17 protein-coding genes are annotated in these 23,145 nt (G+C 35.8%); 10 read left to right on the top strand and 7 right to left on the bottom strand.

Features of this window, described 5'->3' with window-relative positions:
- Window positions 1–160: 160 nt before the first annotated feature.
- Together L1S34_RS09295 and L1S34_RS09290 are read right to left on the bottom strand one after the other, a co-directional pair.
- On the bottom strand, window positions 161–1,156 hold the full coding sequence (locus tag L1S34_RS09295) for an isoaspartyl peptidase/L-asparaginase family protein (protein WP_236363789.1): 996 nt from the start codon (window positions 1,154–1,156) through the stop codon (window positions 161–163).
- Window positions 1,157–1,295: 139 nt separating this feature from the next.
- Window positions 1,296–2,303, bottom strand: a complete 1,008-nt coding sequence (locus L1S34_RS09290) for a 3-oxoacyl-ACP synthase III family protein (RefSeq protein WP_166136518.1) — start codon at window positions 2,301–2,303, stop codon at window positions 1,296–1,298.
- A 291-nt stretch (window positions 2,304–2,594) separates the two neighbouring features.
- On the opposite strand from L1S34_RS09290, the gene L1S34_RS09285 reads away from it, so the two are divergent.
- Complete coding sequence (locus tag L1S34_RS09285) at window positions 2,595–5,006, top strand: S9 family peptidase (protein WP_236363788.1); 2,412 nt, start codon at window positions 2,595–2,597, stop codon at window positions 5,004–5,006.
- A gap of 823 nt (window positions 5,007–5,829) precedes the next feature.
- Here the strand turns inward: L1S34_RS09285 and L1S34_RS09280 are convergent.
- The 3 genes from L1S34_RS09280 to L1S34_RS09270 all read right to left on the bottom strand — a co-directional run bounded on the left by L1S34_RS09280 (window position 5,830) and on the right by L1S34_RS09270 (window position 8,065).
- Entirely contained in the window at window positions 5,830–6,777 is a 948-nt protein-coding gene (locus tag L1S34_RS09280; RefSeq protein WP_236363921.1) for an ABC transporter ATP-binding protein, read from the bottom strand.
- Between the two features lie 103 nt (window positions 6,778–6,880).
- The gene (locus L1S34_RS09275; protein ID WP_236363787.1) at window positions 6,881–7,576 is read right to left on the bottom strand and encodes an OmpA family protein; all 696 of its coding nucleotides are present in this window, start codon (window positions 7,574–7,576) and stop codon (window positions 6,881–6,883) included.
- 12 nt (window positions 7,577–7,588) lie between these two features.
- Complete coding sequence (locus L1S34_RS09270) at window positions 7,589–8,065, bottom strand: lipocalin family protein (RefSeq protein WP_236363786.1); 477 nt, start codon at window positions 8,063–8,065, stop codon at window positions 7,589–7,591.
- Window positions 8,066–8,245: 180 nt separating this feature from the next.
- On the opposite strand from L1S34_RS09270, the gene htpG reads away from it, so the two are divergent.
- The 9 genes from htpG (at window position 8,246) to L1S34_RS09225 (ending at window position 21,056) form a co-directional block, all read left to right on the top strand.
- Window positions 8,246–10,132 (top strand): molecular chaperone HtpG, encoded by a 1,887-nt coding sequence (gene htpG / locus L1S34_RS09265; RefSeq protein WP_166136506.1) that lies wholly within the window; start codon window positions 8,246–8,248, stop codon window positions 10,130–10,132.
- 407 nt (window positions 10,133–10,539) lie between these two features.
- On the top strand, window positions 10,540–11,730 hold the full coding sequence (locus tag L1S34_RS09260) for an ABC-three component system protein (RefSeq protein WP_236363785.1): 1,191 nt from the start codon (window positions 10,540–10,542) through the stop codon (window positions 11,728–11,730).
- The gene (locus L1S34_RS09255; protein WP_236363784.1) at window positions 11,727–12,221 is read left to right on the top strand and encodes a three component ABC system middle component; all 495 of its coding nucleotides are present in this window, start codon (window positions 11,727–11,729) and stop codon (window positions 12,219–12,221) included. Before L1S34_RS09260 ends, L1S34_RS09255 begins: the two co-directional genes overlap by 4 nt.
- A gap of 2 nt (window positions 12,222–12,223) precedes the next feature.
- On the top strand, window positions 12,224–14,152 hold the full coding sequence (locus L1S34_RS09250) for a DUF3732 domain-containing protein (protein ID WP_236363783.1): 1,929 nt from the start codon (window positions 12,224–12,226) through the stop codon (window positions 14,150–14,152).
- Between the two features lie 149 nt (window positions 14,153–14,301).
- The gene (locus tag L1S34_RS09245; RefSeq protein WP_236363782.1) at window positions 14,302–14,970 is read left to right on the top strand and encodes a DUF6624 domain-containing protein; all 669 of its coding nucleotides are present in this window, start codon (window positions 14,302–14,304) and stop codon (window positions 14,968–14,970) included.
- 132 nt (window positions 14,971–15,102) lie between these two features.
- Complete coding sequence (locus tag L1S34_RS09240) at window positions 15,103–15,801, top strand: carboxypeptidase-like regulatory domain-containing protein (RefSeq protein ID WP_236363781.1); 699 nt, start codon at window positions 15,103–15,105, stop codon at window positions 15,799–15,801.
- Between the two features lie 127 nt (window positions 15,802–15,928).
- Entirely contained in the window at window positions 15,929–17,047 is a 1,119-nt protein-coding gene (locus L1S34_RS09235; RefSeq protein WP_236363780.1) for an erythromycin esterase family protein, read from the top strand.
- Window positions 17,048–17,223: 176 nt separating this feature from the next.
- The gene (locus L1S34_RS09230) at window positions 17,224–17,682 is read left to right on the top strand and encodes a DUF4440 domain-containing protein (RefSeq protein WP_236363779.1); all 459 of its coding nucleotides are present in this window, start codon (window positions 17,224–17,226) and stop codon (window positions 17,680–17,682) included.
- A 122-nt stretch (window positions 17,683–17,804) separates the two neighbouring features.
- Window positions 17,805–21,056 carry a S41 family peptidase gene (locus L1S34_RS09225; RefSeq protein ID WP_236363778.1) on the top strand — a complete coding sequence of 1,084 codons (3,252 nt, stop codon included), beginning with the start codon at window positions 17,805–17,807 and terminating at the stop codon, window positions 21,054–21,056.
- Window positions 21,057–21,146: 90 nt separating this feature from the next.
- Here the strand turns inward: L1S34_RS09225 and L1S34_RS09220 are convergent, their stop codons facing one another.
- Window positions 21,147–22,106 carry a sodium-dependent bicarbonate transport family permease gene (locus tag L1S34_RS09220; protein ID WP_236363777.1) on the bottom strand — a complete coding sequence of 320 codons (960 nt, stop codon included), beginning with the start codon at window positions 22,104–22,106 and terminating at the stop codon, window positions 21,147–21,149.
- A 78-nt stretch (window positions 22,107–22,184) separates the two neighbouring features.
- Window positions 22,185–23,144, bottom strand: a complete 960-nt coding sequence (locus L1S34_RS09215; RefSeq protein ID WP_236363776.1) for an L-threonylcarbamoyladenylate synthase — start codon at window positions 23,142–23,144, stop codon at window positions 22,185–22,187.
- Between the last annotated feature and the right edge of the window lies 1 nt (window position 23,145).

Genomic DNA, 23,145 nt, shown 5'->3' with positions numbered 1-23,145 from the left:
CAATTATAACAAATGCAGTTTCATAACGAATTAGCATTGATTTTAGTAGTTAATTATCAAAAAGAAAACCCGGAGTTTGCCAACTTCGGGTTTTTGATTTTATGATTTTTCAAGGAGCACTTAAACCGTTTCAAGCTAACTCTCATTTTTATTTTTCAGATTACTTTAAAAAATAAGGCGGATCAATCAAACGATTTCCCGTTGCGTCATGCACGGCGTAATTAAAACCACCTTGCAAACAATAACTACCAAATTCACCTTTTTTATTTAAGGCAATAAAACCTACTTGAATATCATTTAAATCTTTGTTACGCTTTTTACTCAAATTGACAATGCGAGCTACTGCCTCTTCGCAAGCTTTTTGCGGAGATTTCCCTTGACGCATCAACTCAACCACCAAGTGTGAGCCTGTAATACGAATTACCTCTTCTCCATGACCTGTTGCCGTTGCCGCTCCAATTTCATTGTCCACATATAAACCAGCTCCAATGATTGGTGAATCTCCCAAACGGCCGTGCATTTTAAAAGCCATTCCGCTTGTTGTGCAAGCGCCGGACAAATCGCCATTTGCGTCAAGCGCTATCATCCCAATCGTATCGTGATTTTCAATATTGGCAATAGGTTTGTACTCACTTGTTTTAAGCCATTCCTTCCATTCCCGCTCTGAATCGGCAACCAACAAATTTTCTTTTTCAAATCCTTGCGATAAGGCAAATTGCAGTGCGCCATCGCCAACAAGCATCACATGAGGCGATTTTTCCATTACGGCACGTGCTACAGAAATAGGATGCTTGATGTGTTCGAGGCAACCAACTGAACCAATATTCGAATTTTCATCCATAATACAAGCATCAAGAGTCACACGACCGTCCCGATCGGGTCTTCCACCATAACCTACACTGCGCTCGGTTGGATCGCCTTCTGGGATTTTCACACCTGCTTCAACGGCATCAAGCGCTTTGCCATTATTTTTAAGTACTTCCCAAGCAGCAACATTGGCTTGCAAACCAAAATTCCAGGTAGAAAGTACAATAGGTTTTGTTCCTTTTATTGAAAACGACTCTTTTTGAGATACAATTTCATCTGCCAAAGAAGGTAATGCAGCCGCGGCAGTAGCCATAGCAGCCGTTTTCAAAAAGTCTCGACGATTAGCCATAAAATGCTTTTTTGGTGTTAGATCTAGAAGTAAAGATATAGTTTCAGATGGATATAAAAAAACCTACACAATAAAAGTGTAGGTTCATTACTATTTTGCTTTTATCGGTCAAACCAAAAAAATGTCAAATATCAAAATACTACCATTTAATAATCGCACTAGCCCAAGTAAAACCACTACCAAATGCTGCTAAAACCACAGTATCACCTGATTTGATTTTTCCTTTTTCCCATGCTTCAGTTAAAGCAATCGGAATAGAGGCTGCAGTAGTATTTCCGTATTTTTGAATGTTGTTGTACACTTGATCGTCTGTTAAGTCAAATTTCTTTTGGATGAATTGACTAATTCTCAAGTTGGCTTGGTGTGGAATCAACATATCAATATCAGAAACTTGCAAATTATTTGCTTGCAATCCTTCATTAATCACTTCGCTAAAACGAACTACAGCATTTTTAAATACAAATTGTCCGTTCATGTACGGGAAATAACTTTCGTCATCTGGATCGTTGGCTTCTAAAATATCAGTTACCCAACGGCCACCCATTCCTGGTGCTTTTACAATTAATTCTTCGGCATGTTGCCCTTCTGAATGCAAGTGCGTTGATAAAATTCCTTTGGTAATATCTTCTTCTCTACTCAAAACAGCAGCTCCTGCTCCATCACCAAAAATTACCGAAACGCCACGTCCACGTGTAGTCATGTCTAAACCTGTAGAATGTACCTCTGAACCAATAACAAGAATGTTTTTATACATACCCGTTTTGATGTATTGATCAGCTACTGATAAAGCGTAAACAAAACCAGAACATTGGTTGCGCACATCTAATGCACCTACGGTTCTTAATCCCAAATCTCTTTGTACCAAAACTCCAGGTCCTGGAAAATAGTAATCAGGGCTTAGCGTAGCAAAAACTACAAAGTCAATATCTTCTTTGGCAACACCCGCGCGTTCTATTGCTATCTCGGCAGCTTTTACACCCATTGAGGTTGTTGTATCTTCTCCTCTGATGATGTGGCGGCGTTCTTGAATTCCAGTTCGCTCTTGAATCCACTCATCATTGGTATCCATGATTTTGGATAAATCGTCATTTGTTACTACATTTTCAGGAACGTAATAACCCAATCCTGCTATTTTTGAATGATACATATAATTGTTATTTTATTAAAATCAGTTTGCAAATTTAAAACATACCTTAAAACTAGGGCTACTAAATTACTACTTTTTTACCAAATAACCAGTTTCTAGCCATTTACGGGGCTTTACAAGTCCAAATTAAATAAAAAAAGGGTGCTGTAATCCAATTTGGAGCTAAAATGGGTATCCTGAGTAGGTTGGCAAAAGTTAAAAGTGTTTTAATTTTTTCAAATGTAACAAGTTTGCGGTATTTTAGACTTGTAATACAACAAGACTAACTCTAATTTAAAATGATTATCAAGTATGAAATTTAAAATCTCGCTATTTATTGCGCTTGGACTGAGCATTTCGGCTTTTGCGCAAGAAAATCTTAGCTATCAAAAACCATCGGCATCGATACTCGAATTGGCCGATTACGAACGCGCTCCATCCGTATCGATGGATACCAAAAAAGAATACCTACTCCTTTCCTATCGCAGCACCTACAAAACGCTAGATGATTTGAATCAAGATGAACTGCGCTTGGGCGGTTTGCGTATCAATCCGGTGACGAATATTTCAAGCTCCGTTACTTACGTGAACAACTTAAAACTGCGAAAAGTAAAAGATAGCAACGAAATGCAAGTAGCAGGTTTACCAGCAAATGCTAAAATAAGTAACATTGCTTGGTCGCCAAACGACAGTAAAATTTCGTTTTCAAATACCACCGCAACGGGTGTTGAACTTTGGGTTATTGATGTTGTTACGGCAAAAGCGACTCGACTTACTGAAGCTCGTGTTAATGCTAATATTGGCAATCCGTTTAGCTGGTTGAAAGACAATGCCACTATTTTGGTTAAAATGTTACCTCAAAACAGACCCGCACTTTTGGATGCAAAGAAAGACTTGCCTGCTGGTCCTATTATTTCGAATGCCGATGGATCGAAATCGCAAAACAGAACGTATCCTGACATGTTGAAAAACGCCAATGATGAGATCAATTTTGAAAACATCATGACCTCTGAGTTGTACAAAGTTAGTTTAGACGGAACAGCAACTTTGTTTAAAAAAGCAGCTATGTACGCCGGAGAAAGCTTTTCGCCTGATGGCAATTACTTGATGCTTACCACCATTCAAAAACCGTTTTCTTACATTGTTCCTTTAAGTCGTTTCCCATCAAAATCAGTGGTATATGATAAAGACGGTAACGAGGTAAAAACAGTAAACGAAGTTCCGTTGACTGAAATTATTCCGAAAGGTTTTATGGCCGTGCGCAAAGGCAAACGCAACATGACATGGAGAGCCGATCAAGCTGCTACATTGATGTATGTTGAAGCACTTGACGCTGGTGATCCTGCCAACAAAGTGGAATTTAGAGATGAGGTATTTACTTGGAATGCACCTTTTTCAACTCCAGCAAAATCGCTTGTAAAAACACCTCAACGTTTTAGCGGCATCATGTGGGGTAATGAAAACGTTGCTATTTTAATGGACGAATGGTACGATACGCGTAATACTAAAACTTATCTTTTTAACCCATCTCAGCCAAAGCAAGCACCAAAAGTAATTTTTGACCGCAATTCGCAAGACGTGTATGCTGATCCAGGAAATTTTGAAACGCGCAAAAATGAATTCAACAGATATGTACTTGCTTTAGAAAACAACAAAGCGTTCTTAATTGGTGCTGGTTTTACGAAGAACGGACAATTTCCTTTTATTAGTGAGTTCGATTTAAAAACATTGCAAAGCAAGCGCTTGTACACATCGACTTACATAGATAAAAAAGAAGATGTTATCGAAATTGAAGATTTCAAGAAAGGAACCGTTTTGGTACAAATTCAATCTAAAAACGAGTATCCAAACTATTACTTGCGCAACATTTACCAAAAAAACAAACTGACACCAATTACATCATTCAAAAATCCGTTTGAAAGTATTAAAAATGTGAGTAAAGAAGTGATTAAATACAAACGTAAAGACGGTGTTGAATTATCAGGAACTTTGTATTTGCCAGTAGGTTACGACAAGGCTAAAAAAGAAAAAATGCCATTGTTGATTTGGGCGTATCCAGCAGAATACAAAGACAAAAACTCAGCGGGACAAAGTACACAAAACCCAAATGAATTCACTTTCCCAAGTTATGGTTCGTTTGTGTATTGGGTAACTAAAGGTTATGTGGTACTTGATGATGCGGCCTTCCCTATTATTGGTGAAGGAACGACGGAGCCAAATGATAATTTCATAACGCAATTGGTTGACAATGCTGAGGCAGCTATTAATGCTGTTGATGCTTTAGGATACATTGACCGTAAAAAAGTAGCTGTGGGCGGACACTCGTACGGAGCGTTTATGACAGCTAATTTACTTACACATTCTAATTTATTTGCGTGTGGCATTGCCCGCAGTGGTGCTTACAACAGAACTTTAACTCCGTTTGGTTTTCAGAGTGAGCAACGCAATTACTGGGAAAGTCCAGAAGTGTACACAGCGATGTCTCCCTTTATGAACGCTGGCAAAATGAAAACACCTATGTTATTGGTACACGGTGAAGCGGATAACAATCCGGGAACGTTTACCTTGCAAACAGAGCGTTATTTTCAAGCCCTAAAAGGATTGGGTGGCCCAGCACGTATGGTGATTTTACCAAAAGAAGCGCACGGATATGTAGCCAAAGAGAATATTTTGCACTTGCTTTGGGAACAAGATCAGTTTTTAGAAAAACATTTGAAAAACTAAAAACTTTTCTGTTGTAAAGCTAGATACATTAAACCAGCCCTGAATCAATCTGATTTCGGGCTGGTTTTTTTGTGAAAACAGAACTTCCGTCACTTCGAGTGATTTTGAATGGTAATGCGACAGCTTTACGATTGAAAATTGTATCGAGAAGTTTTTGGTTAAAAAGTGTTCTCGATACTTCGTAGCAATTTTCTAGCGCAAATTGCTACTCAACTCGAACTGACGAATTTCTTACCTTGACTATTCGGAATAACAAACTAGTGTGTTTGATTCGCGTCACTTCGAGTGATTTTAAATAGTAATGCGATAGCTTTACGATTAAAAATTGTATCGAGAAGTTTTGTTTTTAAAGAGTTCTCGATACTTCCTACCAATTTTCTAGCGCAAATTGCTACTCAACTCGAACTGACGAATTTCTTAACTTGACGATTCGTAATGAACCACAAAAAAACTGATAAATTTTAAGGAATTTCAAACGTCACTTCGAGTGATTTTGAAACGTAATGCGGCAGCTTTACGGTGCAAAATTGTATCGAGAAGTTATTGGTGATCAAGTTCTTAAAACAAAACGTGCTCTCGAGCCCCGATGGAAGTGGCATCCTTGCTGGGCGAATCCCGAAACATCGGGATTGCCAGCAAGATATAACGAACAGCGGGACAAGTCGTGTGCGAGGCTATAAACAACTGCTCCCTAAAAAAAAGCAGTACCAAAAAACATAATCCTTAGCTGAAACGAAAGCGTTTTTAACTTTTCTGCATAAAAAATGCCCCAAATTGCGCTTGACTTTTTGGGGCATTTTTTTACATTTTCGATCTTGATTTTTTAGGCTAGCATCAAGCGTACTTCTTGATTAAAGTCTAACTCCGTGTCGTGCTCAAAGAAAATAGCTCTGCGATCAAAGGCTGCTTTTACTAAAAAATGGCCGCCGCGGTAGTAACATTGTTTGACGATCGCAGTCATTTTTGAATTATCAACAACTTTTAATTGGTGCGGATAGAGCAGTAAATACTCGTCGTCCGCGGGGTCAATATCTATAATTTGCGAGAGCATGAACTCATTAACTTCACCAAAAAGCGAAGCTACATATTTGGTTGGCGGTACTTCATAAACTGTTTTTGAAGGTCCTTTTACCACTACTTCGCCTTTTTGCAACACGATGGTTTCATCAGCAAATGACAAGGCATCTACGCTATCGTGCGTGGCAATGATGCAGGTAATCTTTTTTTTCTTTAAGTAGGCAAACAAGTTACGGCGTAAGGCATTTTTCCTGAAATTATCAATGTGACTAAACGGTTCGTCAAGCAATAAAATTTCAGGCTCGAGAGCCAACGCTTTGGCTAAGGCCACACGCTGCTGCTGACCACCACTCAGGTCTTTGGCTTTTACTTTGGCAAATTCGGTCATTTCGACCATTTCAAGCAGTTCTTGAATACGAAGTCTTTTTAGGGGTAAAAAAGCGCTCGACAAAAACTTACCTACATTTTCCTCAACGGTGGTGTACGGCATTAAGTCGAAATCTTGCGCCAAGTATTTAATGTAATCTACTCCCGGAATAAGGTTGTATTTAGGGCCAAGAATAGGTTTTTCATCGTTGCTAATACTGCCTTCGTTGAGGTCAAGTAAGCCGTAGATGAGTTTTAGCAACGTACTTTTTCCGCAACCACTTTCGCCAATAATGGCTATATTTTGTCCTTTCTCTACCGTAAAACTGATGTCCTTAATCACCGGAGTGTCACTATAGGAAAAGTGTATGTTTTTTATTTCTAGCATCATCAAAAATTAAAGCGCAAATTTACAATCTTTAAAACAATTTTGAACACAAAAAAAGCTGCTTCTGGAAAGAAACAGCTCTTGTTATTAATGTAGTTTTAGCTTATTTTTTAACTTCAGCTTCAGCGTCTTTAATCATTTTTTCGTTGGCTGTGATTGCAAATTCTACACGACGGTTTTGGCTTCTGCCTTCCACTGTTTCGTTAGAAGCGATTGGATCAGCGATCCCCAAACCAGTTACTTGAAAACGAGAAGACGATACTCCTTTGCTTGCCAAATAATTACGTACTGAGGCTGCTCTATCGCCTGAAAGTTTCAAATTATAATCTGCTGGACCTGTACTGTCTGTGTAACCATAAATTGTGATGTTAGTATCTGGATATTCTCCAAAAACAGGAACTAATTTATCAAGGTTTGCTTTTGCAGCAGCAGTCAAAGTAGATTTGTTGGTATCAAAACGCACTGCATTTTCATTCAATACTAATTTAATTCCTTCTCCTACACGCACTACCTCAGCACCTGGAAGTACAGCATCAATTTCGCGGGCTTGTTTGTCCATTTTATTACCAATAGCACCACCGGCAACTCCACCAATAACACCACCTAAAACAGCACCCATTGCGCCTTTTCCACCTTTACCTAGATTGTTACCCAAAACACCACCAATTACTGCTCCTGCTACGGCACCAATACCTGCACCACGTTGTTTTTGATTGGTATTTTTTACAGCCTCACAGCTTGTAAATATTGAACCTATAACCATTATTGTTGCCATTGCAACTACTGAAATCTTTTTCATATTTTTATTTTTTTAGTTTGCTTTTTGAAATTGGTATACTACATCAGTCATTTTTCCGGCTACATCAACTCGATCTACCAATTGAAATGAAGTTTCGGTTTGATTAGCAAGTCCTAAAATATAACCGTCTCTAACTTTTTTTGCTTTAATACCAGCATCAAGAACTTTTAAAACAAACTGACCTTGATCGTTTACAAACCAAGTAATTGGAGAGCTAAAAGCAACACAATTCGCTTTTGTCAAAGCCATTGTTCCTTTGTTATTGTTCGAAACAAATTTCCAAGTACTTCCCACAAAACACTCTGAGTCTGCTAATTGAAAAGAGTTCACTTTTACATATTGAGATCCCGGATAGGTTACAGAACTAATAACCCAGTCACCTTTAATGGCTACTTGTGATTTTCTATCGGTTTTTGTACTTGTGGCTGAAGTTGATTTACATGCAAACATCAAAACAGACAGTAAGCATATCGAAATAATTTTTTTCATTTTAAATATTTTGATGGATTAATACTCGTACAAAGATAAGAAGCAATGCCTGTAATATGTTTCAGAATTTCTAATTTTTGTATCATAATTCCCAAGTCCGACATTTTGTCACTCTATTTACAATTGGTACTCTATTTGAAAGCTATTTGATACAAAATTTAATTTTAAACTTTAAAAAATATGACAACAGGTAAAATTAATGTTTCAGTAGAAAACATCTTTCCCTTAATCAAGAAATTTTTATACAGCGACCACGAAATTTTCTTGAGAGAATTAATTTCGAACGGCACCGATGCCACTTTAAAATTAAAGCATCTGATCAGTATTGGCGAGGCCAAAGTAGAATATGGCAACCCAATGATCGAGGTAAAAATTGATAAAGAAGGAAAGAAAATCCACATCATCGATCAAGGTTTAGGAATGACTGCTGATGAGGTTGAAAAATACATCAATCAAGTTGCTTTTTCAGGAGCCGAAGAGTTCTTAGACAAGTACAAAGATTCTGCTAAAGATTCTGGAATTATCGGACATTTTGGTCTTGGTTTTTACTCTGCTTTTATGGTAGCCGAGAAAGTAGAAATCATAACCAAATCATTCAAAGACGAGCCTGCTGCACACTGGACTTGTGATGGTAGCCCAGAATTCACTTTAGAACCAGCTGATAAAACTACACGCGGTACTGAAATTATTTTGCACGTTGCTGAAGATTCTTTAGAATTTTTAGAAGACGCCAAAATCAAAGAATTGTTGAACAAGTACAACAAATTCATGCCTATTCCAATTAAATTTGGAACTAAAACACAAACATTGCCGAAGGCAGAAGACGCTCCAGAAGATGCCGTTGCCGAAACAATTACCGTAGACAACATCATCAACAACCCAAATCCAGCTTGGACCAAACAACCTACTGAATTGGCTGCTGAGGATTATAAAACCTTCTACCACGAGTTGTACCCAATGCAGTTTGACGAACCGTTATTCCACATTCATTTAAATGTAGATTACCCGTTCAACTTAACTGGTATTTTGTATTTCCCAAAACTAGGATCTGATTTGCAAATTCAGAAAGACAAAATTCAGTTGTACCAAAACCAAGTTTATGTTACCGATAACGTAGAAGGAATTGTACCTGAATTTTTAATGATGTTAAAAGGTGTGGTAGACTCGCCAGACATTCCGTTGAACGTATCTCGTTCAGGATTGCAAGCTGATGCTGCCGTTAAAAAAATCTCTAATTACATCACGCGTAAAGTTGCCGATAAATTAAAATCATTGTTCACAGAAAACCGTGAAGATTTTGAACAAAAATGGAACGACATTAAAATTGTCTTGGAATACGGAATGTTATCCGAAGACAAGTTTTACGAAAAAGCAGGAGCCTTTGTACTTTACCCAACCGTAGATGGCAAATTCCACACGCTCGAAGAATTAAAAGAAAAACTAGCTGCTACACAAACCGATAAAGATGGCAAACTGGTGATCTTGTACGCAGGAAACAAAGATGCGCAGCACTCTTACATTGCTACAGCCAAAGACAAAGGATACGAAGTATTGTTGCTAGACTCTCCAATTATCTCGCACTTAATCCAGAAAATTGAAGGCGACAACAGCAACCTGACTTTTGTACGTGTAGACTCAGACCATATTGACAATTTGATCAAGAAAGACGAAACTACCATTTCAAAACTTTCAGATGAGGAACAAACCAGCCTAAAAACCGTTCTAGAAACCATTGTACCAAAACAAACGTACAGCGTACAACTAGAGGCGCTAGACAGCAACTCGGCACCATTTATCATCACACAGCCAGAATTCATGCGCCGTATGAAAGAAATGAGCCAAACCGGTGGCGGCGGAATGTTCGGGATGGGCAACATGCCTGAAATGTACAATTTAGTAGTAAACACGAACTCTGAATTGGCCAGCAGCATCCTAAACAACAAAGACAAAGACGCTCAAGAAAGCCTAGTAAAACAAGCGCTAGACTTAGCTAAACTATCTCAAAACTTGCTAAAAGGCGAAGCCTTAACCGCATTTGTAAAAAGAAGTTTCGAGCTGATTAAATAAGCAGTCAACCCATTTTATAACCTAAAATGGTATGAAGCGCTTATTCCGAACTTGCTTCGGAATCTTACCACATAAAAGCTGTCCCAATTGGGGCGGCTTTTTTTTTGGAGTAAACCAACAGTTTTCAGCAGCCGTATACTCCCGCTATGCGCTGCAATTTTTGCTTTTGGCTGCCGCCACCGCAAAGGATTTTCGCTGCTATCGGGGCTATTTGAGGCGGATAATTTTTACAAAGTCGTTTTTTTTAAACACAATTTGTAAGATTATTTTAATATATTTGAGGGATGAATGAGGTTAGATGGAACTTTTTTAATTCCGCTGGATTGTTGGGGTTGGGAATGTTTGTTAAGCTTATTTTCGAGTTATATAACATTGCAGAAAAAATCTCCTAAATAAAATTAAGATATATGATAAAAACAATTACTGACTTTTCTGCGAGAGAACCATCTTTGGGTTACTTCTACCAAATTAAATATGCTTTACTAATTTTACTTACATACTCTAAAGAACTTGACAACCCAAAGATCAGAATTGAAAATCTAGATGACATTGAAATTGAGGATGTGAATACTTTACAACTATTACAAACCAAATTACATATTAAAAACAAGGCGAATTTAACTGATGCCAGCGTAGACTTTTGGAAAACAATAAGAATATGGTCTGAGCATATAAACAATGACTTAATTGACTTAGAAACTACAATTTTCAATTTAATTACTACTGAAGAGATTCCTACTTCAAGTTTGCTTTATAAATTCAAATCTAATATATCCTTAGACAGTGAAATTTTAGAAATAATTAAAAGTCTAGATAAAATTTCAACAGAATCTTCAAACAAAACTAATGCAAAAGCATATTTAGCATATCAAAGTTTATCTGTTGATAATAAAAAAAGTTTAATTAAACGAATTAGGATTTTAGATAATTCAATCGGAATAACCGAAATTAATGATAAAATAAAAAAAGAACTTATTTATTCAACGTACCCTAGTTCTTTAGATGCTTTTCTTGAAATATTAGAAGGATGGTGGTTTGCAAAATCAATAGACAATTTAACTTCACGAATCGACTCTATTAGTTCAAGTGAATTACAATTAAAAATAGCTAATATCAGTGATTCTTTTCAAGCAGATAATTTACCGAATCATTTTTCTGTTCAACTAGAAATAACAGACGAAGATGTTGAAAATTTAAAGGAGAGGAATTTTTTAAAGCAATTAGACCTAATAAAAATAAATGCTAATTCAAGAACTTTAAAAAGAGCAATTAGTGATTTCAGAAGAGCCTTTGAACAACGTTCTAAATGGTTAAGACTTCAATTATTAAACCCCGATGAAGAAGAACAATATGACGTAAAACTATACGATTACTGGCAAAACATCTTTGATATAATGTGTGACGAAGCAGAAGAAAAAAACATCGAAGAAGTCATTGAACTTGGAAGAGGGTTTTATATGGAGCAATTTGCCAAAACTTGTCCACAAATCAAAATTCGAGAAAAATTCAATGAGGACTATTTGACAAGGGGAAGCTATCAAATGCTTTCAGATTCTAAAAAAATTGGTTGGCATCCAAATTACAAAAAAGACATATGAATTTAGGTTGGACAGAACGAAATACAATTGTTGCAAATTTATTTAATCCTGCGTTTTGTGGGGAAATTATTAGAGCAACTGCAAAAGAATATAACAAACATACTAGTACTAACTTTCCATATGCATTTGCCTTTTTGATATTACCAATAGTACTACACAAAGCTACCAGAGAACGTATGCCAAGGTCGGTTAGAACATATTATTTTGTATGGGTAGAACAAAATGACGATTTGTTTTTTGATTTTCCTAAACGTACACGAAGTATGGTAAAATATACAAAAGAAGCATTATTATTTTTACTTGCCCATAACAAAATTGAAATTAATGAAAATGCTGAAATACTAGCAAGTGACGAAAAAGTAAAAATAATAAATAAGGAGGAATATCAAGAATACAACGATATATTAAAAAAAGCAGAAATGCTAGGTAAATGGTTGTCTTCAACAAGTGATGTCAAATCAATATACTCATTTTTAAGAATAACACCATAATTATGCAAATACAGAAAATCATATTATATAGCCATAGTGGTAAAAAAAGAATATTGCCATTTGAACTTGGGAAAGTAAATATTATAACTGGAGAATCTAAATCGGGTAAATCTGCTTTAATTGAAATAATTAATTATTGTTTAGCTTCAAGTGGTTGTGATATTCCAGAAGGTATTATTCGTGATACCGTATCGTATTTCGCAATCCAAATTATTTTTAATGATTCGGAGACAGCATTTATTGCTCGGGAAAACCCGAATATCAAAGGTATTCAAGCTTCAACTACAGTCTGCCTACTTCGGAATATTGGAGAAATTCCTCCTAATTTGGAAGATATAAAATCTAATTTAAATGTTGATGCTTTGAAAGATTTTTTAACCCGAAAAATTGGTATTTCTGAGAACATACACATTCCTGACTCTCTAACAAGAGAACCGTTAAAGGCCAACTTTAAACATTCACGTTTTTATTGCTACCAGCCTCAATATTTAGTTGCCGACCCATATCAACTTTTTTATAACCAAAATAAGGAATTTGTTCCACAATCAATTAAAGATACACTTCCTTACTTTTTAGGAGCTGTCAATGAAAATTCATTAGCCATTGAAAGTGAAATTACTCAATTAAAAAAGAATCTTAATAGATTAGTAAGAGAAAATCGAGAAGCAGAAAAAATAAAATCAGAAGGAACTAGTCAAGCATATTCCTTAATAGATGAAGCTAAAGAAATTGGCATTTTAGAACAATCTGTTAATCCTCAAAATCAAAGAGAAGCATACACTTTCCTTGAATATGTTTCAAATTGGGAGTTTCAACCACTTACAGTAAAGGCTGAAAATTCTGCATTAAAGGAACTAATAGATAAAAGAAGTGAATTTAAAATAGAGTTAGGTAAAATATCTGACAATAAAAAAGCAGCAACCGACTATCTAAAGAGCTCTTTTGGATATTCGTCAGAAGCAAAACAACAAGAAATTAGGCTTGAATCAATAAATTTGTATAATAGTTCAAATCACGACAAGTCATTGTGTCCGTTATGTGAAAATCCACTCTCTAATTCAATACCTACTATAGAAAATATAAATATTTCTTTATCTAATATTAAAGAAGATTTAAAATTCACAAAAGCTGAAAGTCCTAGAATTCAGTCATACATAGATTCAGTAGAAACACAATATCATTCTGTGGAAACAGAATTAAAAAGAATTGAAAAAAGTATATCTGCTTTATATGTTGAGAATGAACAAGCTAGAACTATAAGAGATTTAAATTTGCGAAGAGGAAAGATAATTGGTCGAGTAAGTTTATTTTTAGAAAGTGTTTCAGTTGAACAAGAAACAGAAAATATTAATTCTAAAATAGAAAATCTAAAATCACGTATTATTGAATTAGAAAAAACTGTTGACAGCGAAAATGAAAGAGAAACTTTGTTATCGATATTAAACAAAATTAATTTACAAATGAGTAAATGGGTTGAAGATTTAGATGTTGAATATGAAAATAACCCAATCAGGTTTGATATAAATAAATTAACTATGTTTATTGACTCTGACACTAAACCAATTGCATTACCTCAAATAGGTAGTGGCGCCAATTGGGTTGCTTATCACTTACTCATCGTATTTGCACTTCATAAACATTTCATTCAAAACAATAGACCTGTACCAAGTTTTATAATTATAGACCAACCTACACAAGTATATTATCCACCAGAAAAAAATGACAATGTTGTTGAAGTAAGTGCAGATGAAATAGCAGTTAATAAAATGTTCGATTTTATGTTTAATGTAGTTGAATCATTGACACCAAAATTACAAGTTATAATCACAGACCACGCTTATCTAAAAAATGAAAGATTTGAGCAATCGGTAACTGAAGTATGGCGAGATGGTTTGAAATTAATTCCAATTGACTGGTTAACAAATAAATAAAACTCCCATCTACTCAATCTGTTCAAAAAAAACAATCTTATAAACTTTGGGCTGCTGTGCGAATGTCTCGAGCTAGACTGTTTAGTGTTTGGGAAGTTTTTTTTAATTATGTGCAAGTATAGGCAATTTTGTCATAAAAATCGAAATAGATGAAAAAATCATTATTATTTTTAATTTTAGTTATAATTAGTTGTAATTCAACTAAAGAAATATCGAGTTCCGATAAAGAAAAATTAACTGCTGAACTAGATTACATATTTACTATTGACCAAAAATATAGTTTTGCAACTCCTTCTGAAGAACTCCTTAAAAAATTTGGAAAAAATGAAGCGTGGAAAATTTTTGAGATGAAAAGTGATAGTGTTGGTCTTGATAATCAAAAAAAAAATAAAAAAATATATGCAGAATATGGTTATTTGGAATATGATAAAATTGGTCAAGAATACTCGAAAAAATTCTGGATTACTATTCAACACGCGGACAATGATATTAAGTTCCAACAGAAAATGCTTAAAGCACTAGGAAAAGAAATTGAGAAAAATAATGCAGAAAAATCTAATTATGCAATGCTTGAGGACAGAATTGCAATTAACCTAAACCAAAAGCAGAGATTTGGTTCGCAAGTTACATACAATAAAATAGGACAAGCAATTCCAAAAAACGGATTACTTGATTCATTAAATATTGATAATCTGAGATTAAAATATAATTTATCTTCATTTAAAGAATATTATAATGAGATGACGACAAGTCACTTTGAAATGAATAAAGATTATTATGTAAAACAAGGAATGAAAGAACCAAAACTATATCAATAAAGCGCTGCTGTGTGAATGTCTTCAGCTACATGATATACCTTGCGATGCGCAGTCAAAGAGATTCGTGAACCTAAAAGAAGAATTAAGAAGTCAAACCGTCAAATTGTTGAATTTTAAACTTTGTAGCAAAATATGAAATACAAACTAGAAATACCCAAACCATGTCACTCAGATTGGAATTCCATGAGTGCTACAAATCAAGGTAAATTTTGCGCAAGTTGTAAAAAAGAAGTCATCAATTTTGAGTTATACAGTAAAGCTCAAATTTTGAGTAAAATTTCGAATAACACATCCGTTTGCGGTAGATTAGCTAAAAATCAAATCAATTCAGAGTTTTCCAATTCAAATCCTACATCGGCACCTTTTTGGGGAGTACTTTTTAGTTTTACGTCTCTTTTGACCGCAGTGCCTGCATTGGCTCAAAAAGAAAAAGCGAAAATAGAAGTTATTGATTCAAAATTGAGCTCTGCTACTGTTGAACAAACAGAAACCTCTTTTGTAACCGTATCAGGTATGGTTTTAGAAAAATTAACCGCTGATGCAAAAACAAGCACACCACTTCCCGGAGCAGTAATTGAACATAAACAATCTAAAACAAGCGTAACCACAGATTTCAGCGGGAAATTTACAATTAAGATACCATTCAAAGATTATTCAAAATCGAAGTGGCTACATGTTCATTATATCGGAATGGAAAGTAAAGAAATTGAGGTACTGAAAGCAGAAAACAATCTTAAAATAGAAATGATTCCAACTGAAATGATGATGGGAGAAGTTGTTATTGTCCGCAAACGAAATATCTTTGATAGGATTAGAAGCCTATTTCGTTAAATTTTACTAAATTAGGATGGGTTAACCAGCTGATCGAAGTATTTAAAAAACGTTCTTAAAACTTTGCGCTGCAATGTGAATATTGTAAACTAAATCATAGAAATATTCGCGATAACAATTTTTTACGATGAAAGATTATACAATTATTTTAACATTATTTTTTGTAAACGCTCTATTGGCACAAAAGTCTGTAATTGCGTTAGATTCGATCGAAAATCTGCTTAATAACGACGTGAAGAAAGAATTATCTGCAGAAATCAAAGACAAAAACATGATTTTTCTGGGAGAATCAGAACACCACATAGGCTCCGACTTTGAGGCAAAAACAAAATTTGTAAAATTCCTCGTCTTAGAATATGGTTTTAAGCATATTGCTTTTGAAGGTGATTTCTTTGCATTAAATTACACTCATGACAAAAATGATTTGTATTCCTTTTGGGCAAAATCAAAACAATGCAAAGAGCTATTCGCCTTTTTAGAGGAACAGCAAGTGACAATCTGGGGTTTCGATAATCAATTTAGTTCTGCTTTTAGCTTTCAAAATTTTTCCAACAAGCTCTTTTTATATTTAGATCAAAACAAAATCGCTTATGATCTTACATTTAAAAATAATGTAGAGATTGTTTGCAGCGAAGGTCCTGAACTACAAAAAAAATTGACAAAAAAAGAAGTGGCAGTTCTTGTAGAGACCATCGAGAACTTATCTACTAATAATCTAATTGTGAAAAACGGGATTTGGTTTCAATTTCTTCAAAGTTTTAAAAGTATGATTTTGCAATATACAACACCGAAATCAGATGCCTACGCAATACGTGATGGTCAAATGGCAAAAAACTTAGACTTTATAGCGAAATCATTAAAGCAAGAGAAAATTATTGTCTGGGCTGCTAATGCTCATATTTCAAGGTTGAATCAAGAATTCATGAAAGGCAAAATCATGGGATCACAATTCCTTCAACAAAGCGATAGACAGACATATCACATTGCTTTTGCGCCAATCACGATGCCGTATCGAAAATCACAATATATTCTTTCGCAAGCAAAACAGCCAAACAACTTGCTAAACCTTCTACCCAACACAAACAAAAATGCTATAATTATTTCAAATTTGATTGCAAAAGAAGCACCTAGCATCAGAAGTAAAAAATTTATCGGTATGTTCGGCATGGGCAATACAGCATTTAATTATTTTGAACATTTTGATGCAATTGTATTCATTGCGAATGGTGAAAAGGTAAGTTACTGATTGTTGTTATGGCGAACAGCTGGGGTTTTATCGCACTGATAATCATTCGGGACAAGTGTCTACTTTTCTAAAAAAAGCACAGTGATTTTAATGTTCAAAATTCTAAAAATTGCAGAAATCTGAAAAAACAACTACATTAAAATCATGAACTGATATTTAATTTACTTTCAACAAAAATGAAAACACGTAACACCATAATATTGATGTTGTTTTTTAATTCGATGGCATTTGGTCAAGTTTCAAATGAAACCCACAAAAAACAGATTGAAAAACTAGTACTCGACTCGTTTGATGAAATTTGGTCCAAACTAGAACCGAAAAACATTGAGAAATACTACACCAAAGATTTCCTGCTTTTGGAACACGGCGAAGTGTGGAATAACGACACCATTGCAACACATTTGAACAAAGCCAAACTCAAATTACCCATGCCAAAACGAGTAAACACGATTGAAATTATTGACATCAAAGTTACCAACAAAACGGCTTGGGTGGCCTACCACAACCATGCAACCATTTCTATTGATGATAAAATTATTAGAAAAGCACATTGGCTAGAAAGTGCCACGGCCATTTTAACCGATAAAGGCTGGAAGTTTGATATGCTGCATTCTACTAGAATAAAAAGTGAGTAAACCATAACCCAGAGTTAAAAAATCCACTCCTTGCATACTTTTTCAAATCTCAATAAACATACAAATCCTGTAACAAAATCTCTAAATAAGCTACTAAAGGAAGAACTAAATTCTAATAAACTATGAACTTAAAATCTTCATTATACTGTGGCTTGTTGCTAGTGGCAAGTACGGTAACATTTGCACAAGATGCCCTCTGGCTGCGCCATCCCGCGCTTTCTCCTGATGGTAAAAACATTGCTTTTGGCTACAAAGGCGATATTTATGTAGTTAATGCACAAGGTGGAACTGCAGTTCCTATTACCATTCATGAAGGACACGACATGATGCCTGTTTGGAGCAAAGACGGAAAGCAAATTGCTTTTGCTAGTGACCGCTACGGAAATTTTGATGTGTTTACGCTACCCGTAACTGGAGGAACTCCTACCCGACTAACCTTTAACTCCGCAGCTGATTATCCGTATGACTTTTCACCTGATAGTAAAAATGTGTTATTTGGTTCTAGCCGTCAAACGAGCAACAACAACATCCATTTTTATTCGCCGCGTTTGTTCCAAAACCTTTACACAGTTGCAGCAACTGGCGGAAAACCGGTGTTGGTTACTGAGGGCGGAATAGAATATGCGCGCTACAATGCAGCAGGGAATCAAATTGTTTTTCAAGACCGCAAAGGCTACGAAGACCCATTACGTAAACACCACACCAGCAGTGTAACGCGTGATATTTGGGTATTTGACGTTAACAAAAAAACCTACACCCAATTAAGCACTTACGAAGGCGAAGACCGCGAGCCGGTATACAGCAATGACAACCAAAATATTTTCTTTTTGAGCGAAGCTGACGGTAGCAATCAAAATATTTTCAAGCAAAATCTAGGCGCTAAAACAGCAACGGCCTTAACTACTTTCAAAAACAATCCGGTACGTCATTTAAGCGTAGCACAAGACAATACTTTGTGCTTTTCGCAAGACGGAGAAATTTATACTTTGAAAGAAGGCCAAAGTCCACAAAAAGTAAAAATTACAATCCAAAATGATGGTAAAGGCAATGTGGAGAAAAACGTGCCTATTGCAGGTTCTATTTCAGAGTTTGTGCCAAGCCCGAACGGAAAAGAAATTGCAATTGTTTCTAGAGGTGAAATTTTTGTGACCAATGCCGACGGTGGAAGTACCAAAAGAATTACCAATACACCGGAGCAAGAGCGCCATGTGCAATGGTCACCAGACAGCAAAACTCTTATTTACGCCTCAGAACGTGGTGACAGTTGGGATTTATTTACGGCAAAAATCGAACGAAAAGAAGAAGCTTATTTTTATGCTGCTACTTTAATCAAGGAAGAAAAATTGATTACATCTGACAAAGAAGAGTTCTTACCTAAATTTAGCCCAGACGGAAAAGAAATTGCTTTCGTTGAAGAGCGCAACATTGTTCGTGTGTACAATTTAGCCAACAAAACCACAAGAACCATTTTACCAGAAGGTAGAAATCACAGTTATTCTGATGGCGATTTTGGTTTCAACTGGAGCGATGATAGCAAATGGCTTTTTGTAGATGATAGCATGGGCAATTTCAATGCTACGCATACCGCGATGATCAAAGCTGATGGTTCCGAAACTAAATACCCAATTATGAGTGGTTTTGGCGAAGACGCAGCCAAACAACAAATGAAAGGCAAAGCATTAGCGTGGCTGAGCAGCAAAGAAGGTCGTAAATCATTGGCCAATCAAGGCAGCAGAGAACTTGACGTGTACGCCGTATTTTTCGATAAAAAAGACTTTGAAAATTTTAAATTATCCAAAGAAGAAGCGGCACTAGCAAAAGAAATAAAAGATAAAGAAAAAGAAGCGGAAGACAAAAAAACAGCTGCTAGCACTGATAAAAACAAGAAAGAGACTCCTAAAAAAGAGGAAGCAGTAGTTTGGAATCCAGATTTGACTGACCTTGAAACTAGAAAAGTTCGTGTTACAATTAACAGCTCATCTATTGCAGATTTTGTGTTTAATGATGAAGGTAGTAAATTGTTCTATTTAGCATCTTTTGAAAAAGGATTCGACCTTTGGGTAACTGATACCAAAACCAAAGAAACTAAGATTTTAGCCAAACTAGGATCATCGCCAAGTACTTTATTCTTAAGCAAAGACAATAAAACATTGTTTGTTCGAAACGACGGAAGCTTATCTAAAATTGATACCGAAAGCGGAAAAATCACAGGAGTTAACGTTTCGGCTGAAATGGTTTTAAATACCGAAGCGGAACGTAACTACATTTTCAATCACATGTGGAGACAAACCGCTAAGAAGTTTTACGACCCAAAATTACATGGCGTAGATTGGAAAATGTATAAAGATACTTATGCTAAATTTTTACCACACATCAATAACAACTATGATTTCCAAGAATTATTGAGTGAAATTTTAGGAGAACTCAACGCTTCGCACACAGGAGGTCGCTATAGTTTTACACCTCCAAACATGGATGCTACAGCTTGCCTGGGTTTATTGTACGATGAAAAAAATGCCGCTGATGGTTTAAAAGTTACTGAAGTAATTGTAGGCGGGCCTTTTGACAAAACGAATTCAAAGTTAAAAGCAGGTGCTACTATCAATAAAATTGACAACGAAGCAATTACTGCTACTACAGATTGGGCTAAATTTCTAAACAGAAAGACAGGTAAACTAATCCTAATTTCAGGTGTAGATGCTAATGGTGTAGCGTTTCAAGAGTCTGTAAAACCGATTTCATTTGGTGAAGAATCGGGTTTAATGTACAACCGTTGGATTCGCAAGATGAATCAGATTACTGAAAAATTGAGTAATGGAAAAGTAGGCTACGTTCACGTACAAGGTATGAATGACGGCAGTTTTAGAGAAGTTTTTGACCAAGTGATGGGTAAAAATTTCGAAAAAGAAGCTTTGATTGTTGATACTCGTTTTAATGGTGGTGGCTGGTTACACGATGATTTGAATACCTTATTGAGTGGCAAACGTTACCTTGAATTTGCGCCACAAGGCAACCGCTTGAAAGATGCAGAACCATTAGGAAGATGGACTAAACCTAGCTGTGTTTTAATGGGCGAAGGCAATTATTCAGATGCTTTCATTTTCCCATACGTGTACAAACAAAACGGAATCGGAAAATTAATCGGAATGGGCGTTCCAGGAACAGGAACGGCTGTTTGGTGGGAAACTCAAATTGATCCTACTTTGGTTTTCGGAATTCCAATGGTAGCTACTATCGGAAAAGAAAACAGACCTACTGAAAACTTGCAAGTCAATCCAGATATTCCCGTTGCTATGAAATACGAAGATTATTTAAACGGACAAGACAAACAATTAGAAAGAGCTGTTGAAGAAATGCTTAAAACGATTAAATAATTATTCTATTCTTAAAAGATTAATTTTCATCAAAAAAAGAGGTAGCCTAAAAAACTACCTCTTTTTTTTACTCAATAATGGAAGCCGAAATCAACAATTAATAATAGCAAAATATATGGGCATCCCAAAAGTGATGTTAAAAGGGAATGTTACCGCTAGTGCCATTGGCAAAAAGATTCCCGGATTTGCTTTAGGAACAGCAATTTTCATGGCGGCTGGTACAGCAATGTACGATGCACTTGCCGCTAATACAGAAAAGATGAAACGGTTCCCGATATCGGCTGTTACAAAATGACTCAAATAGGCAACAACACTTCCATTGATTAAAGGAATTACTACGGCAAAGGCAAAACTAAACCAGCCACTTTTAAAGAAATCACCTAATTTACGGCCACTTACAATTCCCATATCTAATAAAAATAAGGCTAGAAAACCTTTAAAAATATCTGTAGTAAAAGGTTTTATTCCCAATGCTTGTTGATCACTAGCGAGCAAACCAATAACTAAACTTCCTAAAATTAAAATTACACTACCATTAGTAAAAGAGTGAATAACAATGTTTGATAATTTTGTTTTCAGTACATTCTCCTTACTAAACAATCTAATTAAGATGACACCAACAATAATAGCTGGAGCTTCCATTAAGGCCATTACAGCTACCATATGACCACTGAAAGTGAAATTTTGCAATTCTAAAAACGAAACTGCTGTTACAAAAGTTACTGCACTAACAGAGCCGTAGGTGGCCGCAATAGCTCCTGCGTTTTCGATGCTATATTTTTTCTTTAAAATAAAAAAACAATACAATGGAATAATCAAAGCGATTCCAACTCCAAAAAAGATCGACCATACAATATCAATGGTAAAATGGCTGTGCGCCAACTCTTGACCTCCTTTAAACCCAATTGCAAAAAGCAAATACAAAGAAATAAACTTAGAGCTGCCCTCTGGGATTTGCAAATCACTTTTGACTAAAACGGCTATGATTCCGAGGACAAAAAAGAGTAAAGCGGGATTGGTAAGGTTTTCAATTAATAAATTCAAATTCATGATTAAGTTTTTTTATTGTCAATTGCACGATGTGCTTGTCAATTGTTTTGATGTGTAAAGTTTAAAAATACCAGTCTTTTATTTTTTAGCAGCCCGCTTTAGTCTATCATTAATAGTTTTACCCAATCCAATATCTGGAAAATGCTCCACTAAAATCAAATCTAATTCTTGGCTATCCAAGCGGTGTAATGCTGCGTATAAATTGGAGCTTGCTTCTGCTAATGAGCCTGATTTTGACAGTACCTCCTGCGCAACAATACAGTCACTTTGATAAGTGTTACTAAAAGACAACACGCCAACTCGCAATTTCAAATTTTGGTTTAAATCCAAACTCATAGTAGTAGTCAACTGCGTAGTTGTAGCGGGCGCGTAATGGCGGGCTAACATTCCTGGAGCTGGCGGTGCTTTTTCATTGTAATTATGCACTGCTACAGGCCCCACTACCGCCTCAATGTCCTCAATAGCAAGAGAACCTAAACGATATAAAACAGGCTCGTCGTTTTCAAAACCAATAATGGTCGACTCGATGCCTTTTTGACAACTTCCACCATCTAAAATTAAGCGAACCTCTTCTTGAAAATACTGCGCTACATGACTGGCTTGCGTTGGACTAATAGACCCAAACGGGTTGGCACTTGGTGCAGCCAAAGGAAAATCGAGCTGTTCTAAAAGTGCCAAAGTAAGCTCATGATTAGGCACACGTACTGCAACGGTATCTTTACCAGCCGTGACCAAATCTGGTACATTGGACTGCTTTTTTAAAACCATCGTCAAGGGACCTGGCCAAAAAGCAGCAGCCAATTGCGCAGCTTTAATTGGAATTTCTCGTGCAACTTGAGGCAAACTTTCAACTGATTTTAAGTGTACGATTAAAGGATTGAAAGTTGGTCTTTTTTTGATGCTAAAAATAGAAGCGATAGCTTTAGGGCTAAAAATATTTCCTGCTAACCCATAAACAGTCTCTGTAGGAATGGCAATAACTTCTTCTTGATTTAATAATGCAATTGCCTCTGGGATAGATTTTGATATAGAATTCATT

Source organism: Flavobacterium sp. K77, from assembly GCF_021608205.1.
GTDB lineage: Bacteria > Bacteroidota > Bacteroidia > Flavobacteriales > Flavobacteriaceae > Flavobacterium > Flavobacterium turcicum.
The sequence above is the reverse complement of the archived record's forward strand: the minus strand, read 5'-3'. Positions and strand labels throughout refer to the sequence as shown.

Bases quoted from the DNA above. Each gene is read 5' to 3' on its own strand.
- L1S34_RS09295 (WP_236363789.1), bottom strand. From the start codon at position 1,156: ATGGCTAATCGTCGAGACTTTTTGAAAACGGCTGCTATGGCTACTGCC.
- L1S34_RS09290 (WP_166136518.1), bottom strand. From the start codon at position 2,303: ATGTATCATTCAAAAATAGCAGGATTGGGTTATTACGTTCCTGAAAAT.
- L1S34_RS09285 (WP_236363788.1), top strand. From the start codon at position 2,595: ATGAAATTTAAAATCTCGCTATTTATTGCGCTTGGACTGAGCATTTCG.
- L1S34_RS09280 (WP_236363921.1), bottom strand. From the start codon at position 6,777: ATGCTAGAAATAAAAAACATACACTTTTCCTATAGTGACACTCCGGTG.
- L1S34_RS09275 (WP_236363787.1), bottom strand. From the start codon at position 7,576: ATGAAAAAGATTTCAGTAGTTGCAATGGCAACAATAATGGTTATAGGT.
- L1S34_RS09270 (WP_236363786.1), bottom strand. From the start codon at position 8,065: ATGAAAAAAATTATTTCGATATGCTTACTGTCTGTTTTGATGTTTGCA.
- htpG (WP_166136506.1), top strand. From the start codon at position 8,246: ATGACAACAGGTAAAATTAATGTTTCAGTAGAAAACATCTTTCCCTTA.
- L1S34_RS09260 (WP_236363785.1), top strand. From the start codon at position 10,540: ATGATAAAAACAATTACTGACTTTTCTGCGAGAGAACCATCTTTGGGT.
- L1S34_RS09255 (WP_236363784.1), top strand. From the start codon at position 11,727: ATGAATTTAGGTTGGACAGAACGAAATACAATTGTTGCAAATTTATTT.
- L1S34_RS09250 (WP_236363783.1), top strand. From the start codon at position 12,224: ATGCAAATACAGAAAATCATATTATATAGCCATAGTGGTAAAAAAAGA.
- L1S34_RS09245 (WP_236363782.1), top strand. From the start codon at position 14,302: ATGAAAAAATCATTATTATTTTTAATTTTAGTTATAATTAGTTGTAAT.
- L1S34_RS09240 (WP_236363781.1), top strand. From the start codon at position 15,103: ATGAAATACAAACTAGAAATACCCAAACCATGTCACTCAGATTGGAAT.
- L1S34_RS09235 (WP_236363780.1), top strand. From the start codon at position 15,929: ATGAAAGATTATACAATTATTTTAACATTATTTTTTGTAAACGCTCTA.
- L1S34_RS09230 (WP_236363779.1), top strand. From the start codon at position 17,224: ATGAAAACACGTAACACCATAATATTGATGTTGTTTTTTAATTCGATG.
- L1S34_RS09225 (WP_236363778.1), top strand. From the start codon at position 17,805: ATGAACTTAAAATCTTCATTATACTGTGGCTTGTTGCTAGTGGCAAGT.
- L1S34_RS09220 (WP_236363777.1), bottom strand. From the start codon at position 22,106: ATGAATTTGAATTTATTAATTGAAAACCTTACCAATCCCGCTTTACTC.
- L1S34_RS09215 (WP_236363776.1), bottom strand. From the start codon at position 23,144: ATGAATTCTATATCAAAATCTATCCCAGAGGCAATTGCATTATTAAAT.